The organism is Paenibacillus sonchi, assembly GCF_016772475.1.
Lineage (GTDB): Bacteria > Bacillota > Bacilli > Paenibacillales > Paenibacillaceae > Paenibacillus_AQ > Paenibacillus_AQ sonchi.
Genome location: NZ_CP068595.1, coordinates 6566608 through 6582799, shown reverse-complemented (window position 1 = coordinate 6582799; position 16192 = coordinate 6566608). Strand labels below are relative to the sequence as shown.

Here is a 16192-nt window from a genome sequence, read left to right as displayed (position 1 = left end):
CTTCAATGGGCTGATCCTTCCCCGGGTTCCGGTCGCTCATTCCAGCCTTTGCAGACATCGACCCAATCCTGGGCACCCGAGTAGACGGCCAGTTCATCACAGTTCAGCTCGATCGCGGAATTGGTGCTGCCGCAGGCTGGAAACAGAGTCTCGAATCTTTTCATGGACACATCCAGATAGACCTCCAAATCACGGGCGAGTCCAAAAGGGCACACCCCTCCGATTTCGTGTCCGGTCTGTTCCAGAACCTCTTCCGGGCTGAGCATTCTTGCTTTGAGGCCAAAGCTCTCCCTGAATTTCTTGTTATCCACCTTGGCATCTCCGGCGGCTACAACGAGAATGGCAGACTCTTCCGTTCCCCGGAAGGAGAGCGTTTTGGCAATCCGGGCCGGAATGACCCCAATGGTTGCGGCTGCCATCTCTACAGTAGCGCTTGATGCGGCAAATTCCAGGATGTCCTGCTCCCGCCCCACACGCCGGAAATGTTCTTTTACATTTGCAATGGACAAGATCAAGTCTCCTTTCTGAAAGCCTTTCATATTGTCTTACATTTTAACCTGTTTTGGGATATTGGGCAAAGCAAATCTCATCAGTAGCCGGGCACCCAGCCGGGGCCATTTGCTTATGATACAGCTGTGCTTGAGCAGCCCGCTTCACAGTGACCTATTCATAGATTTGCCGAATTTTTGTTGACCTTATGAAGCAAAGCAATGAGCTGGTCAACCTCTTCCTCGCCTAAATCGAGGGTAAGCTTGCGGTCCAAATCTGTCAGGATCGACTGGAGGACAGGAGCGAACGTAACCGCCTTGGGGGTCGGATACAGCAGGGAAGAGCGGCGGTCCTTGGGATCGGTTCTCCGCTCAATATAACCGGCTTCCTCCAGCTTTTTCACGGAGCGGGCGGTGGTGGCTTTATCGAATTTCATTTCGTTGGTCATTTGATCCTGCGTAATGCCGGGATGGTTCACAATCAGCTTCAAAAAGATGTGCTGTCCGCCGCTGCCGATACCGTAGGGCAACAGTTCTTTGACCAGATACTTTTGATTCTGGCGATGGAGCTGGGAGACCAGCTTCCCGATGGGTTCTCTATTTGAATTCAACATGTACACCTCTTTGGTTAAAATCCTGCGGCCAGCAGGCTGCTTTCTTATAATTTAAAATAGTACAGTAAAATAGTTGCGTGCGCAACTGAATTGCGATACACTAGGGAAGCTAAGTTTGTTGCGGACGCAACTATATCTGAAGGTATAAGAGGTGTTATTTAATTATGAGTACGATGACTGCAACTTATCAGGAGGACGCGGCCGTTCAGAAGAAACGCTGGCTGATTCTGATTGTGCTGAACCTGTTCACGTTTATGTCCACGCTCGACGGAAGCATTGTGAATATTGCCTTGCCGGTGCTGGTGAAGCAGCTCCATTTACCGATGGCGCAGGTGGAGTGGGTCACGACAGGCTATTTGATGGCGATTTGCTCTGCCGTGCTGTTCTTTGGAAAACTTGGGGATATCGCCGGCAAGATCCGGATTTTTAAAATCGGCACGGTGATCTTCATCCTCGGCTCCCTGCTCTGCGGTTTGAGTGCAAGCCTGCCGCTGCTGATTGCTTCGCGGGTGATTCAGGCGATCGGCGCTTCGATGACCATGGCCAACAGCCAGGGAATTGTCACGGATATTTTTCCGGCCACTGAACGGGGCAAGGCACTGGGGCTGATCGGTACCTTCGTATCTCTTGGAAGTATAGCCGGACCCAGCCTGGGGGAATCATCGTTTCGACATTGGGGTGGGAATATATATTCTGGGTGAACGTTCCGATAGGTCTGATCGCCATCGTGCTGGGGTGGAAGGTACTGCCCAAGGATCTGATCCGGGTAAAAGCCAAGATTGACCTTCCCGGCAGCCTGCTGTTCGCAATATTTATCGTCACCTTGTTTGCCGGCATGCTCCTCGGACAGCAGGTGGGGTATGGGGATAGCCGGATTATCTCGGCGCTGGCCGCCGCAGCCGCAGCTTTTATTGTCTTTCTTATTGTAGAGCTGCGCCGGAGCCAGCCGCTATTGCAGCTGTCCCTATTCAAGAACCCGTTATTTTCGCTCAGCATACTATGCGCATTTCTGGTATTCGTAGCGAATTTCTGCTTTAACATTATCGCTCCGTTTTATGCGCAGAACATGCTGAACCTGTCACCGTTCTATGCAGGCTTTTTGCTTATGCTGTTCCCGATTTCCATGGTCATTGTCGCTCCGCTGAGCGGGGCATTGTCCGATAAAATCGGCTCGGAATTCCTTACCTTCGCCGGGTTGATTGTCATGGTAATCGCACAATTTGGTTTGGCCCGTCTGCATGATGGAAGTGCCGTCGCACTGGTGGGCGTCTGGATTGCCATGCTGGGGATCGGCAGCGGGCTGTTCCAGTCGCCGAATAACTCGCTGATAATGTCTACCGTCCCGCGGACCCAGCTGGGCTCAGCGGGCAGCGTCAACTCGCTGGTCCGCAATGTGGGGATGGTTGTCGGCATCACGATTGCCACCTCCATTCTGTTCAATGTAATGAGCAGCAAGGCCGGCTACCGGGTAACCGATCTGATCCCCGGCCGTCCGGATGTTTTCCTCTCCGGCATGCATGTCGTGTTCATGACCTCATCGGCCATTTGCCTTGTATCGGCGCTGCTGACAGGCTGGCGGCTGTTTTCGATCAAAAAGACAAAGCGGGCCAAAAGAGCATCGGCCTGAGAATCACTCGGCCTGAGATTCCTGCCGCCTTCGACTTCTGCGCTTGTCGCTCTATTGCCACCTTCTCAACAGCCCGGTGCTGCTCAAAGCTGCTCACATCGTAAGCTCTATTCAAACTGGAAGCCTTCCAGCCTGACTCAGGCCGGGTGGCTTTTTTGTGGCATCCAGCAGGGGCGGCATCTCCAGGGGAAATGTCCCCGGGATTATTAAAAGCACCTCAGGCGCATTATTTGGCGGCTGAGTGTTAAACTTCCGCTAGCTTCGGAGCCAAGGGGAGAAGCTTAATCATCTATATCCATCCACATTAGGTACAGGCGCAAGAGTAAGTTTTCTATTGCACGAAATACAGCAGAAAGTGATTCGCGCACAGAGGCATAAATTTTCAATTGCAAGAAAATGCAATCAGGAGGTAAATCTTCTATTGTTACTGTCACAAATCCGCAAGGTACATTGTCTACAGTATGTACACACATTATGGAGGCGATGAGAATGAGTTTAAGATTTAATTACAGAGCGGTAAATGAGCAGGCTTTCCGGGCAATGATGACGCTGGAGCAGTATGGAGGCGGACGGATCAAAGATAAGGTATTATATGAGTTAGTGAAAATACGCGTTTCCCAGATCAACGGCTGCGCCTTCTGCCTGGATATGCATGCGAAGGACCTGATGAAGCTGGGCGATTATGCGGACCATATTTTGCTGCTCAGTGTATGGCGAGAGGTGCCGTTGTTTACAGATAAGGAAAAAGCGCTGCTTGAACTTGCCGAAACGGTAACCCTTATTAGTCAAGCCGGTGTTCCTGCGGCGCTGTATGACAAGGTAATGGAGCATATCAGCCAGGAGGAGTTTGTAGACTGGATTATGGTCATCAATACAATCAACAGCTGGAACCGTATCGCAATCTCTACCGGAATGTATCCGGGTTGTTTTAACTGAACCACAGCAAAAAGTTAGGCTGGAAGCACAGGGGGGACAGCAGTGAAGGACCGGGACAGTAAGGCTGGCAACACGGCTCCGCAGATAGCGGGAGAGCTTAGCGTGGAGGAAATCTACCGCAGCTATAATCGTTATGCCTTTTCAATTGCATACCGAATGCTGGGAACTGTGGCCGATGCGGAGGATGCCGTGCAGGATTGTTTTGCCGGGCTGCAGCAGAAGGAACTCAGCGGTGTGCTCAATATGAAGGCTTACCTGGCTAAGGGGATTACCAACCGCTGCCTGAATATCCTCAGCTCTGCGCGCAGCCGCAGGGAAACCTATATCGGAGAGTGGCTGCCCGAGCCTGTCAGCGAGGCTTACGACGGGCCGGAAGCGTCAGTGGAGCGTAAAGATACGCTGTCTTATGCTTTTCTGGTCCTGCTGGAACGGCTGTCGCCTACAGAAAGAGCGGTGTTTGTGCTGAGGGAGGCTTTTCAGTACGAATATGATGCTATAGCGGAGATGGTTGGCAAGTCCGGGAGCAACTGCCGGCAAATCTTCAGCCGGGCCAAGCGCACGCTTCAATCGAAGCAGTTGCCGCCAGCGGCAGCAGGGGAGGGGAACCCCGCTTCAAGAGAAAAGCTGCTGCGCCGGTTCACCGCCGCTTTTGCCGCTTATGATGTTGGCGGCATGCTGGCGCTGCTGGCTGAACAGCCTGTGCTTATCGGTGACGGGGGCGGACAGGAAGTGCATACGATTCTTAGACCTATGGCCGGACGCAAAGGCGTGCTGGCGCTGCTGACTTCGCGGAGGGTACTTCAGCGGATGCGTGAGTGGGAGGTCGCGGTCGGCAGCATCAACGGCGAGCCGAATCTTGTGTTCAAGCAGCAAGGAGAGGTCCGGGCGGTGCTTTGCCTGACACTGGACAGGAGCGGGGAGCAGATTCAGGAGCTGTACCTGGTTATGGCTCCCGGCAAGCTGAAGCATGTGTCGGCCTAAAGCCTTGCGGCCCTGCTTTGGAACGTACAGGTCCTGTTCAAAAGCCAGGTCTCCGGCATCTATAATTCCACAATAAAAAAGCGCCGCCTGCCCGGACAACGGGCAGGCGGCGCTTTTTTAAAAGATAGAATTTATATGTTTTGGGGCCCCTTATTTATTGTATAGGAAACTTCCGCAAGTGGATAATATTATGCTTAAAGTTGTAGAATAAATACTTTGGACGAATTTGTAACGAGTAACGGCAGAAATACCGTTGTTGGAGCGGCGAAGGCCGAGTTCTGAGGGGGAGTCGGTCTAAATATCCTAATTCCAACTAGCATTACTAACTGGTTTCTCCGCAGGTGCTATATAAGTTGAACTTTAGTTTTACATTGTGGGGTATGGTCGTAACTGCGGGGAATGTTTGGACTTCCAGCCGCTGTTGTCGTAAGAATTTCTTGATTGGAATCGCCTTTTGCGGTTGAAATCCGGTGACTGATTATGCTTCCGAAGCGAGCTTTCCTACGGAAAGCTTTCAGGCGGACGCTACCGCTCTTCCATTTCCAAACTTCCCCTCCGCACTTCTACCCTTTTTATGAATTCTTTAAGTTCAACTTATATAGTTGGAAAAAGGGAACTTATTTTTCCGGAAATTAAGAAATCCTGAGAGTTAAATGGAAAAAGTAAACTTAATTGGGCCAATTTTCTTGAACAATGGCGAAATGAGCTGAATTAGTGTCCCTTTTCCACTTCATCTGCCCGAGGATAGGGTACTCCGGCAAATTAGTTAACCTTTTTCCACTTAAAAAGTTGCCGTAGGATTCATGGGGAATCGTTCTCTAGGTAACGCTAGAACCAAGACGGCTGCGCAGCCCGTGGAGGACGGCACAGCCGTTTTTGTTTATGGGTCTAGTTCTTAAAGCTGTGGATCGGAGCCGGAATACGTCCGCCCCGGTTAACAAATCCCGAGCAGTCGAACGGGTTCACAGCCATGACCGGCGCATAGCCGAGCAGACCGCCGAATTCAACCATTTCGCCCACTTCTTTGCCGATGACCGGGATTACTCGGACTGCTGTGGTCTTGTTGTTGACCATGCCGATAGCCGCTTCGTCGGCAATGATGCCTGCGATGGTTTCTTTGCTGGTGCTGCCGGGAATAGCAATCATATCAAGGCCGACCGAGCAGACACAAGTCATCGCTTCCAGCTTCTCCAGTGTCAGCGCGCCGCGCTGCACGGCCTGAATCATGCCATGGTCTTCGCTGACCGGGATAAAAGCGCCGCTGAGTCCGCCGACGTAGGATGAAGCCATAACGCCGCCTTTTTTGACATTGTCGTTAAGAATAGCGAGTGCAGCAGTCGTGCCGGGTGCGCCCGCTTCCTCCAGCCCCATCACCTGAAAAATCTCGGCGATGGAATCACCGATCAGCGGGGTTGGTGCCAGCGACAGATCGATAATGCCAAAAGGGACGCCCAGCCGTTTGGAGGCTTCCTGGGCAACCAGCTGGCCCACGCGGGTAACCTTGAAGGCAGTCCGCTTGATCGTCTCGCACAGCGTCTCGAAGTCATGGCCTTTTACTTCCTCCAGCGCCCGCTTGATTACGCCGGGACCGCTGACGCCCACGTTGATTACACATTCGCGCTCCCCGACTCCGTGAAACGCACCGGCCATGAACGGGTTGTCCTCCACCGCATTGCAGAACACCACCAGCTTGGCGCAGCCGATGGAATCGCGCTCCTTGGTGCGCTCTGCAGTCTGAAGGATAATGTCGCCCATCAGCTTCACAGCGTCCATGTTGATTCCGCTGCGCGAGGAGCCGACATTAACGGAAGAACACACTCTTTCTGTTACCGCCAGCGCTTCAGGAATGCTGTCGATCAGAATCCGGTCGCCTTTGGTACAGCCCTTCTGCACCAGCGCCGAAAAGCCGCCGATAAAGTTCACGCCAACCTCTTTGGCCGCCTTGTCCAGAGCTTCGGCAACCGGGACATAGGTATCGGTGTGCACCGCTCCGGCGGCAATGGAGACAGGGGTAACCGATATCCGCTTGTTGACGATCGGCACACCGAATTGCCGCTCCAGATCCTCGCCGGTTTTGACCAGCTTCTCGGCGGAGCGGGTGATTTTGTCATACACATTCTGATTGAACACGCGCATATCGGTGTGGGCACAATCCATCAGGCTGATTCCCATCGTAATGGTACGGACATCGAGGTTCATTTCCCGGATCATTTTATTCGTTTCCTGTACTTCCACAATTGAAATCATAGGTTAAACTCCTTCATTTATTTAGTGCTAAATCTCAATTTTCAGCGGTTTAAATCCGATGCATAATATTGAAGATATCCTCATGCTGAAGCTTGATTTCCACGCCGATCTCTTCACCCACCTGCTGCAGATCCTCCACAATCTCTTCAAAGGATTTGCTGGGTGCGGAAATATCCACGATCATCATCATGTTGAAGTAATCCTGTATGATGGTCTGTGAAATGTCCAGAATGTTCAAATTGTGGCCTGCGAGATAGGTGCAGACCTTGGCAATAATACCGACTTTGTCTTTTCCCAGTACTGTGATAATCCCCTTCAATGTAAAGCCTCCTATTAATATATTTATCTGGTGCTTTGTCCATCCGCCGCTTTAACGGAATGAACCATTTCAATTATTATGGCAAAGGAACGGCAACTCTACAACCGAAGTTTTTTTGTCCATATCTTCATAGATTTGATCTTAGGCCCCAATTTTCATAGAATACAGTTGACAGGGCTGAGAAGCTATGATTAAGTAACTTGTTTATATTAGCGGCTTGAAGGAGAAATAATGACAACGAGAAAATACAAAGAGCTGGTCGCGCAACGTACCAGACAAACACTCCACAATTGGTCTTCACAGGAATTCGTCAGCGAAAAAGATATTTACCGTTTCCTGCATAATTTGAAGGGTACCGCCGGAACGGTGGGACTCGTCAAGGTCGAGCAGCAGGCGGGCAGCATCATGCTGTATTTCTCGGAAGATGTTCATCGCAGCTGGACGGAAGCGGAATGGGGGATTACCTATACCCGCTTTTGGAGCTTTTGGACGATGAGCAAGATGAAGCGCATCCGATGCTGCAGGGGTCCAGTCCGCCGGGGACAGAACCGTTTCATGGCATACACCACCAGCATGAGATTCTGATCATTGATGATGATGTTGAACTGGTGGCTTTTTTACGCGAATCCCTTGAAAAGCAGTCCTATTATGTCAGCATTGCCTTGTCCGCCGAGCGCGGACTGAAAATATTTTACGAAAGCAAGCCGGATCTGATCCTGCTGGATATTCTGCTCCCGGACCAGAGTGGAATTGATGTGCTGCGGCAAATCATCGGCAAGGCCAAAAAAGAACGGATTCCCATCATCATCGTCAGCGGCGAGCATTCCAAGGATATTCAAATGTACGCCTATTCGCTGGGGGTGATGGACTATCTGCCGAAGCCGCTGGACATCGATCTGTTCCTGGTGCTGATCAAAAACCGGTTTGAGCTGAAGCGGGAGTGGCAGGAATCGGTGATTGTGGATGAGCTGACCGGTGCGTTCAACCGCAAGTACTTCAATCAGACGATGAAGCGGCTTGTCTCCGATTTCCGGCGGACCGGCCGGATTTTTTCGGTGGCGCTGATGGATCTGGATCATTTCAAGCATGTGAATGACACCTATGGCCATCTGGTCGGCGATGAAGTGCTGCAGACTTTTTCCGAGGCGGTGCGGCGTTCCATACGTGTAGAAGATACCTTTTGCCGGTTCGGCGGAGAAGAATTTGCCTTGTTCATGCCGAATACGGATTCGGCTTCAGCCCTCCTGGTGGTGCAGCGGATTCAGCGGGAGTTTGCCGCAAGAAGCTTTACCGCCAAAAAGGAGCAGTTTCATGTTACCTTTTCAGCCGGCATTACGGAGGTCCGCGAGGCCCTTCATGAACCGGACCGGCTGATCGGGGAAGCAGACCAGGCGCTATATGCCAGCAAGGCTGAAGGAAGAAACCGGACCACCCTGTATACCAAGCAGCTCGGCACCGGCCAGGAAGAATCGCTGCTGAATGTGATTGTCGTCGATGACGACGCTCTGATCCGCCGGATTGTGACCCAGCATTTCGCCGTCTGGGAACCGGCGGGCATTGGCCATGTGAAGGTCAGCAGCTATGCAGGCGGCCCGCAGTTTCTGAAATCGGACTGGTATGTGCAAGGCGGTAAATATATTATTTTGCTTGATGGCATCATGCCGGAGCTGGACGGACTGGAGGTCCTGGAGCGGATTCGCAGCAGCTACCCGGAAGTGAATATTCTCGTAATCATGCTGACCGGACGGAATAACCAGCGCGATATCATCCATGCCTTGCAAATGGGTGCCGATGATTACGTGGTAAAGCCGTTTCATTTGCCGGAATTGCTGAGCAGAATAGAGCGGCTGGCACACAGATTTCTGTTCTGATACAGAAACTTGCACAACATCAAGAGGAGCAGAAAGGTGAGAAGCAGAGATGCAAAAAGTACTTATAGTGGATGATGAAGAGGTTCTGCGGATGCTGATTGAAGACACGCTGGAGGATCTGGAGAATGTGGAGATTCATACGGCCGAGAACGGCGCCGAGGCATTAACTAGGCTGTCCGGGCAGCTGTACGATCTGGTTATTCTGGATTATATGATGCCCGAGATGACCGGAATTGAAGTGCTGGAGGCGCTGGACATCGAACAAAAAAACGCCATGCCCATCCTGATGCTGACCGCCAAGGCGCAGGAGAACGACCGCAGTAAGGCCCGGGATGCCGGAGCGCGCTTTTTCATGCCCAAGCCGTTCAGCCCTATGGAACTCCTGCAAATTGTGGAGGGCATTCTACATGAGAACAGCGAAACTCTCTAACCACAGCATCAAAACAAAATATTACCGGATCATTACCTTGTTATTTCTGCTCCTGGTTGTGACAGTGACCGTCCTCTTCTTCTATATCAACTCGCAGCAAAGCAAGCTGAAGGCAGAACGGGAGGTCTTGCAGACCAAAGCCCATACCATAGACGGGCTGGCTGGTGCGCTGAACGAGGTGTTTTTCCGGGCCAGGGGTTATGTTGCCCTGAAGAACAGCAATGAGCTGAGCCTGCTGAATACAGCGCTTGAGAATCTGGACGGCATCCTGGATCAATACTCCACGCTGAATTTGTCGGCAGAAGAGGCGCAATACCGGGATGCGCTGTCGGCTTTTTACACCAACTATAAAAGCAAGACGCTGCCGAAGGCGATTCAATTGGTTGAGAGCGATGATTATGAGGGAATCCGGACCCTTTCGCAGAGCGGCAGCACACAGGCTTTGAATGATTTTCTCGCCTATACCAAGGCTTTCAAGGATAACTCTGATAAGCAATTAAGTGAGATGGCGGACCGTTCGATCCGGAAGGCCGACGGCTATACCGTTGCCGCTTTTGGCATCAGCGCCTTTCTGCTCCTCTTTTTCACACTGATGATCTGGCGGATGCTGAAGGTGCTGATTGATCCGATTGTCCGGCTGGAGGAGGCTACCCATTCGCTTGCGGCAGGTGAGGCGGTTTGGCTCGGCAGACTGCATAAGCAGGATGAGATCGGCCGCTTGTATGAGGCATTTCTGAATATGGCCCATAGCATCCAGGACAAGGAAGAAGAGCTGACGATGCAGAACGAAGAGCTGCAGGCCCAGCAGGATGAGCTTCAGGATCAGCAGTTCAAGCTGGAGCGCTCTCTGATTGAAATTGAAAGCATCATGAAGGCGCTCGATCAGACCTCAGCCGTCGGCATTTTGTCGGATAAGGGGCTGTTCACGTACGCCAATGACAATCTGAGCAAGTATACAGGCTACAGCCATTCCGAAATGATAGGCTATCCTTTCCGGTTATTGGAACTGCTTAATATTACGGATTCCCAGCTTGAACAGATCTTCTTCAAACTGTCGACCGGCGGGATCTGGAGCGGAGAAGTGGAGGCTCTGGTGAAGGATGGTTCGGCGTCTGTGTGGCTCCATATGACGGTAATGCCTTATTTGAATGATGAGGGCAAGGTCTACCAGTATATCCTGATCGCGAACAATATCACTTCCCTCAAAAGTGCGCAGCAGCAGCTGGCGGTTACCCTCCGGAATACGGAGCAGACCACAGTGATGCTTGAGCGCTATAACCAGTTGAACCATGAGCTTACCTATACATTGGACAAGCAGGAATTTGCCGGGAAATTCAGCAGGTTCATGAACCAGATTTATGCGTTTGATTCCAGCCTCTTTTTCCTCGTCAAAGATAAGATCGCCGTGGTCAAAGGCGTGCCGCAGGAAAAAGTGGAGCAGTATCTCGATCATCATCATCTCGACATGCTGCACCGCCTGAAAGAAGAGAAGTCCTATATTGTCAAAAGAACAGGCTCACCGCGGGAGCAGGGCATTTCACCGGATGAAGTGTTGTGCTACGATTTCTATACTTCTGTTGTGGGCGGGAATGATGAGATTCTGGCAGTATTCTGCGGCAGCCGGATCGGCCATGCCTTCACCGAAGAGGAGATCAGCGAAATTCAGGGCCTCGCGAGCCGGGTGGCGCTGGCGATTGAGCGGATCATGATGTACGAAGAAATTGAACACGGGCGCAAGCTGAACCAGGATATCGTCAACAATGTCAATGAGGGAATCCAGTTCGTCAATACCGAAGGCGTCATGCAGCATATCAACAAGGCGCTTAGCCAGTTGTTTCACTACGAATGGACCGAAGGTTCGCTTATTCCTGCGGAGGATTGGCTGGATGCGTTCACCGGCAAGTCCAATGAATCGGCAGAACTGCGGAGCTTCTACGAGAATGCGATGGCTGAATCAGCGATGGATTCCAGTACAATGAAATATTCGCTGGGCAAGGAAGAGATTCAGCATGTGGACGTCTATGCCATTCCTGTGCTGCGGCGTGAAGACCGGATCGGCACGTTGTTCGTGCACCGCGATATTACCCGTGAATATGAGCTTGATGTGATGAAATCCGAGCTGGTCAGCACGGTCAGCCATGAGCTGCGGACACCGCTGTCCAGTGTACTTGGCTTCACGGAGCTGCTGCTGTCCAAAACCATGAAGCCGGAGAAGCAGCTGAAATACCTGGAGACGATTCACAAGGAAGCCAAACGCCTGACGGAGCTGATCAATGATTTTCTGGATCTGCAAAGAATGGAGTCGGGCACACAGCAGTACAATGTGGAACCGGCCCATCTCAGCGAAATTGTGCTCGGCGTGATTGACCAGTATAAGCTCAGCAGCACCCATCATATTCTTTTTGAAGATGAAGCGGTGCATGATGAAGTGGCAGTCGATAAGGACAAAATCGTCCAGGTGCTCACCAATCTGCTCAGCAATGCCATCAAATTCTCACCGGGAAGCCACGAAGTTAAGGTGATGCTCCATAATGAGCCGGGCCGGATACGGGTACGGATTCAGGATCATGGGCTGGGGATTCCCAAAAATCAGATCGGCCAGCTGTTCCAGAAATTCAGAAGAGTGGACAACAGTGCATCCAAGCGGATCGGGGGAACCGGACTGGGGCTTGCCATCTGCAAGGAGATTATTGAAAAACATAAAGGGTCCATTGGCATTGATTCGGTAGAGGGTGAAGGATCTACTGTATGGTTCAGCCTCCCTGTACAGGTTGCGGATGACAGCAGGCCTGTGGAGGAAATGTCCAAGTGGGGTGCCGACAAGGATCAGAAGCCGAGTGTGATGATTGTGGAGGATGATTACAGCCTGTCGCTGCTGCTCTCGGAAGAGCTGAAGGGCAAAGGCTTCCGGGTCACCCATCATTACCATCCGCAAAAAGCATTCGACCAGGCGCTGAAATCGCCTTTTGTGGCTATTGTCGTAGATCTGATGCTGGGCGTGGAGCTGGACGGGTGGGATCTGATCCGTATGCTCAAAAATGATCCCCGGACGGAGAAGGTTCCGATTGTGATCTCCTCGGCACTGGACCAAACGGATAAAAGCCTGCTTGAAAACGTGAAGACTTATCTGACCAAACCTTATCCTCCGGGTGAGCTGTCGAAAACACTGCAGGAAATTGTAGAAATCAAGCTGAAGTCGGGGAAGTCCTTTTCCCGGTAATGACTGCTAATCAGGGCTTGCCTTACAGTGGACTCTAAGGTATATAGTGGAATCGAAGCAAACAACCACTCAGGAATGAAAGGGAGGAATTGCGGATGAAGTACAGCTATTTGGGAAAATCAGGTTTGAAGGTCAGCCAATTATGCTTGGGGACGATGAATTTCGGTCCGGAGACTGAGGAAAAAGAAGCGTTCCGGATTATGGATGCCGCTTTGGATGCGGGAATCAACTTTTTTGATACCGCCAACGTGTATGGCGGTAATGACCGGCGCGGCTGGACAGAAGAAATTATCGGCCGCTGGTTTCAGCAGGGCGGCGGCCGGCGTGAGAAGGTCGTGCTGGCGACCAAGGTATATAATGATATGTTCGACGAGCAGGACGGCCCCAATTCAGGCGCCGGTTTGTCCGCATACAAGATCAGACGGCATTTCGAAGGCTCGCTGAAACGCCTGCAGACAGACCATATTGAGCTGTACCAGATGCATCATATTGACCGCAATGTTTCCTGGGATGAGCTGTGGGGCGCTTTTGAAATTCTGGTCTCCCAGGGCAAAGCCGATTACATCGGGTCCAGCAATTTTGCGGGCTGGCATATTGCTGCCGCCCAGGCTAAGGCCAAGGAACGCCATTTCCTCGGACTTGTCTCCGAGCAGCATCTGTACAACCTGCTGGAACGGACACCGGAACTGGAGGTCCTTCCGGCTTCGCAGGAGCTGGGCCTGGGAGTCATTCCTTGGAGTCCGCTGGCCGGCGGCCTGCTGGGACGCAACGCACTGTCCAAGACCGGCGTGCGCAGCGCCCGTTCGGCCAAGTTGGAGCAGCACCGCAGCCAGCTGGAGCAGTTCTCCGCGCTCTGCAAGGAGCTTGGAGAGCATGAAGACCAGGTGGCGCTGGCCTGGGTGCTGGCGAACCCGGCGGTGACTGCGCCGATCATCGGGCCGCGGACGCTCGAACAGTTCGAGGACTCGCTGAGAGTGACCGAGATCGTGCTCGAAGCGGATGTGCTGAAGAAGCTGGACGAGATTTTCCCGGGACCGGGCCGCCCGGCACCGGAGGCTTACGCCTGGTAAGCGTCCGGCGGAAGCAGGGCAAGAGGCCGGGGGTAAGCGTCCGGCGGAAGCAGGGCAGGAGGCCGGGTGGTAAGCGTCCGGCGGAAGCTAGGGAAGAAGCCGGTTGGTAAGCGTCCGGCGGAAACAGGGCAGGAAGCCGGTTGGTAAGCGTTACGGCGGAAGCAGGGCAGGAGGCCGGGGGTAAGCGTTCCGGCGAAATAAGGAAGACGCCTGGTAAACGTTCCGGCTTGACAATGAATGCAAGGCAACGCCTGCCGCAGAAACATGCGGCAGGCGGACTGCGCGAGTGTATCCTGCGGGAGACACTCGCGTTTTTTTGTTTGATTTGTCCATCGGACAAATGTGGACCGTAAACAACGGCAGAAATGCCGTTGTTGAGGCGCCGGCGGCTGATATGCCTGGAAACAACAGCAGAAATGCCGTTGTTGAAGCGTCAGCGGCTGATATGCCTGGAAACAACGGCAGAAATGCCGTTGTTGAGGCGCCAGCGGCAGGTATGCCCCGAAACAACGGCAGAAATACCGTTGTTGAGGCGCCAGCGGCAGGTATGCCCCGAAACAACGGCAGAAATACCGTTGTTGAAGCGCCGGCGGCAGGTATGTTTTTGTGTAGGAAATTTTCGTTGTGAGATAAGGCGGGGAGAGCTAGGGAGTGCAACTGGTAAAACCGGAAAGAAAACCAATCTACTGCACTTTCTACAGCAGATTACTCCTAAATAAGCTTAAAAACAAAATCTACTGTATTCTGTGCAGCAGATTTCAGACAAATGGTCCTTAGGATCACATTTCTTGGATTTCAATGGTATGAAATACAATAGATTGCCTTTTTCCGCAGCACTTTGAGCAATCTATCCTGAAATAACGATGTCCGATTCTTACGACATGGTTATGGAAGCCTCGAATTTGGCGAAGCCGAATTGAGGGCCTTCTCTGAGATTGCATCGTCTGAAGTGCCGCCAATGGGCGGCATGGATGTCTGTTGCACAAAATGCAATCAGACTGTAAGACCTTTTGTTCCCGGGCTTAATATTCGCCGGGTTTCGCGTGCTGCGACGTTGAAGGGATAACTGCCAGCTCCCCCTCCTCGTTGATTTCCGCATACGCTACCGAATCAAGATTCGGGTAGCCCTCCTCCTGGAGCTTCCGGCGCAGCCAGGTTTCGTCATGCCCCAGGCTGGCCAGCGTGGCCCGCTGGACCTCACCGGATTCCACCAGACTGCGGGCAGCCTGGTGTGCTGCGGTTTGATGTCCAGCTCCTCCCGCGTGGCGGGCTCGAACTGCGGCTTCTTCAGGATGCTCAGGGATCCGTTGGTTTCATAGATGGCATAGGCCACCTCATTCATCGAGAACGTATCCTTCGCACGCAGCATCATCCGCAGCTGCTCGAAGTCGAGATTATTTTTGCGCAGCTTGGCGAGGTCGAGCTTCCCGTCCCGGATAAGGATCTCCGGCTCCCCCTCCAGCGGTTTGCGCAGCTTGCGCACCCGCTGGGTAATTTTTTCAAATATAATGGAAAGCACCGTCCAGACAGCCAGCGCAAACAGCAGCAGCAGTACAGATTTATCCGGCTCATAAATGGTATTCCCTACCAAATCGCCAAGAATTACGGCCGAGATAAAGTCGAAAGGGGTTAAGGCGGAGATTTCCTTTTTGCCCAGCAATCTTGCCATAGCCCATAACCCGACAAATCCGGCTGTAAGCTTCACCAGTACGGATACATAATCCATGGAATCATCCTCCAGGCTCAAATGTTAACTTAAGAATGTTTAACCCATGCACTATCCGCTGTAACATGAAGGATCTGGCTGGTAGATGAGAAGTGAGGGAACTGAAGGATGATTCCAGGGCCTGTAATGTGATAAGCTGTGTTTAGTTAGTATCCATAGTCTTATTTATTTTTCCGGGTGCGGAGGGGGCGGCTATAATGCTATTTTATGTGATAACGATATTGGTCATCATCGCAGACCAGGCTGCCAAATGGGGGGTACGCTCCAATATGCAGCTTGGGGAGACCATTCAGGTGTGGAGCGGACATCTGCAATTTACATATTATGAGAACAGCGGGGCAGCGTTCAGCTCATTTCAGGGTTATGGCAAATATTTTGCCATCATTGCCGTGCTTTTTGTTGCCGGAATATTTTATTACCGGCGCAAAGGGGAGCTGCGCGGCCCCATTCTGGAAGCGGCCACCGGTTTCCTGGCCGGCGGGGCTGTCGGCAACGCCATTGACCGTGTTATTTACCACCAGGTAACTGATTTCCTGGTCTTCGGCAGCCGGGGAGGCATCCTGAATCTCGCAGACCTGGCGATCAACGCCGGAGGGCTTCTGGTTGTGGTGCACCTGCTGAAAGAACCGCTCAAGCGGGTTATGATCAGACGATAAAGAGCAA

At 52.2% G+C, this 16192-nt stretch carries 13 protein-coding genes and 2 pseudogenes; 10 read left to right on the top strand and 5 right to left on the bottom strand.

Going from position 1 to position 16192, the window contains the following annotated elements:
* Positions 1 to 2: 2 nt before the first annotated feature.
* Both JI735_RS29545 and JI735_RS29540 read right to left on the bottom strand, forming a co-directional pair.
* Complete coding sequence (locus JI735_RS29545; protein ID WP_039835725.1) at positions 3 to 509, bottom strand: YbaK/EbsC family protein; 507 nt, start codon at positions 507 to 509, stop codon at positions 3 to 5.
* A 158-nt stretch (positions 510 to 667) separates the two neighbouring features.
* A complete protein-coding gene (locus JI735_RS29540; RefSeq protein WP_039835726.1) occupies positions 668 to 1102 on the bottom strand; it encodes a MarR family winged helix-turn-helix transcriptional regulator in 435 nt (144 codons plus the stop codon).
* A gap of 164 nt (positions 1103 to 1266) precedes the next feature.
* On the opposite strand from JI735_RS29540, the pseudogene JI735_RS29535 reads away from it, so the two are divergent.
* From JI735_RS29535 to JI735_RS29525, 3 genes and pseudogenes are all read left to right on the top strand, one after another.
* Positions 1267 to 2729: pseudogene (locus JI735_RS29535) on the top strand (MFS transporter).
* 489 nt (positions 2730 to 3218) lie between these two features.
* Positions 3219 to 3665 carry a carboxymuconolactone decarboxylase family protein gene (locus tag JI735_RS29530; protein WP_020433158.1) on the top strand — a complete coding sequence of 149 codons (447 nt, stop codon included), beginning with the start codon at positions 3219 to 3221 and terminating at the stop codon, positions 3663 to 3665.
* 42 nt (positions 3666 to 3707) lie between these two features.
* Positions 3708 to 4646 carry a sigma-70 family RNA polymerase sigma factor gene (locus tag JI735_RS29525; RefSeq protein WP_202676699.1) on the top strand — a complete coding sequence of 313 codons (939 nt, stop codon included), beginning with the start codon at positions 3708 to 3710 and terminating at the stop codon, positions 4644 to 4646.
* Positions 4647 to 5534: 888 nt separating this feature from the next.
* Here JI735_RS29525 and JI735_RS29520 read toward each other — a convergent pair.
* Entirely contained in the window at positions 5535 to 6890 is a 1356-nt protein-coding gene (locus JI735_RS29520; RefSeq protein WP_245236178.1) for a PFL family protein, read from the bottom strand.
* A 52-nt stretch (positions 6891 to 6942) separates the two neighbouring features.
* On the bottom strand, positions 6943 to 7212 hold the full coding sequence (locus JI735_RS29515; RefSeq protein ID WP_025703370.1) for an ACT domain-containing protein: 270 nt from the start codon (positions 7210 to 7212) through the stop codon (positions 6943 to 6945).
* Between the two features lie 231 nt (positions 7213 to 7443).
* Between JI735_RS29515 and JI735_RS29510 the strand changes: the two genes are divergently transcribed.
* The 6 genes from JI735_RS29510 to JI735_RS29485 all read left to right on the top strand — a co-directional run bounded on the left by JI735_RS29510 (position 7444) and on the right by JI735_RS29485 (position 14431).
* A complete protein-coding gene (locus tag JI735_RS29510) occupies positions 7444 to 7797 on the top strand; it encodes an Hpt domain-containing protein (RefSeq protein ID WP_202676698.1) in 354 nt (117 codons plus the stop codon).
* Positions 7698 to 9083 carry a GGDEF domain-containing response regulator gene (locus JI735_RS29505; protein ID WP_202676697.1) on the top strand — a complete coding sequence of 462 codons (1386 nt, stop codon included), beginning with the start codon at positions 7698 to 7700 and terminating at the stop codon, positions 9081 to 9083. Before JI735_RS29510 ends, JI735_RS29505 begins: the two co-directional genes overlap by 100 nt.
* A 49-nt stretch (positions 9084 to 9132) precedes the next feature.
* Positions 9133 to 9513 (top strand): response regulator, encoded by a 381-nt coding sequence (locus JI735_RS29500; protein ID WP_039837155.1) that lies wholly within the window; start codon positions 9133 to 9135, stop codon positions 9511 to 9513.
* Complete coding sequence (locus JI735_RS29495) at positions 9491 to 12733, top strand: ATP-binding protein (RefSeq protein ID WP_202676696.1); 3243 nt, start codon at positions 9491 to 9493, stop codon at positions 12731 to 12733. Before JI735_RS29500 ends, JI735_RS29495 begins: the two co-directional genes overlap by 23 nt.
* Before the next feature lie 95 nt (positions 12734 to 12828).
* A complete protein-coding gene (locus JI735_RS29490; RefSeq protein ID WP_020426812.1) occupies positions 12829 to 13803 on the top strand; it encodes an aldo/keto reductase in 975 nt (324 codons plus the stop codon).
* A gap of 286 nt (positions 13804 to 14089) precedes the next feature.
* Complete coding sequence (locus JI735_RS29485) at positions 14090 to 14431, top strand: hypothetical protein (RefSeq protein ID WP_233476115.1); 342 nt, start codon at positions 14090 to 14092, stop codon at positions 14429 to 14431.
* A 394-nt stretch (positions 14432 to 14825) separates the two neighbouring features.
* Here the strand turns inward: JI735_RS29485 and JI735_RS29480 are convergent.
* Positions 14826 to 15472, bottom strand: a pseudogene (locus JI735_RS29480) (DUF421 domain-containing protein).
* A gap of 254 nt (positions 15473 to 15726) precedes the next feature.
* On the opposite strand from JI735_RS29480, the gene lspA reads away from it, so the two are divergent.
* Positions 15727 to 16185 carry a signal peptidase II gene (gene lspA / locus JI735_RS29475; protein ID WP_039837167.1) on the top strand — a complete coding sequence of 153 codons (459 nt, stop codon included), beginning with the start codon at positions 15727 to 15729 and terminating at the stop codon, positions 16183 to 16185.
* Positions 16186 to 16192: the final 7 nt, after the last annotated feature.

What these genes read in the sequence shown, in the direction of transcription:
- JI735_RS29495 (WP_202676696.1), top strand. Translation starts at nt 9,491, where the DNA reads ATGAGAACAGCGAAACTCTCTAACCACAGCATCAAAACAAAATATTAC.
- JI735_RS29500 (WP_039837155.1), top strand. Translation starts at nt 9,133, where the DNA reads ATGCAAAAAGTACTTATAGTGGATGATGAAGAGGTTCTGCGGATGCTG.
- JI735_RS29510 (WP_202676698.1), top strand. Translation starts at nt 7,444, where the DNA reads ATGACAACGAGAAAATACAAAGAGCTGGTCGCGCAACGTACCAGACAA.
- lspA (WP_039837167.1), top strand. Translation starts at nt 15,727, where the DNA reads ATGCTATTTTATGTGATAACGATATTGGTCATCATCGCAGACCAGGCT.
- JI735_RS29540 (WP_039835726.1), bottom strand. Translation starts at nt 1,102, where the DNA reads ATGTTGAATTCAAATAGAGAACCCATCGGGAAGCTGGTCTCCCAGCTC.
- JI735_RS29490 (WP_020426812.1), top strand. Translation starts at nt 12,829, where the DNA reads ATGAAGTACAGCTATTTGGGAAAATCAGGTTTGAAGGTCAGCCAATTA.
- JI735_RS29530 (WP_020433158.1), top strand. Translation starts at nt 3,219, where the DNA reads ATGAGTTTAAGATTTAATTACAGAGCGGTAAATGAGCAGGCTTTCCGG.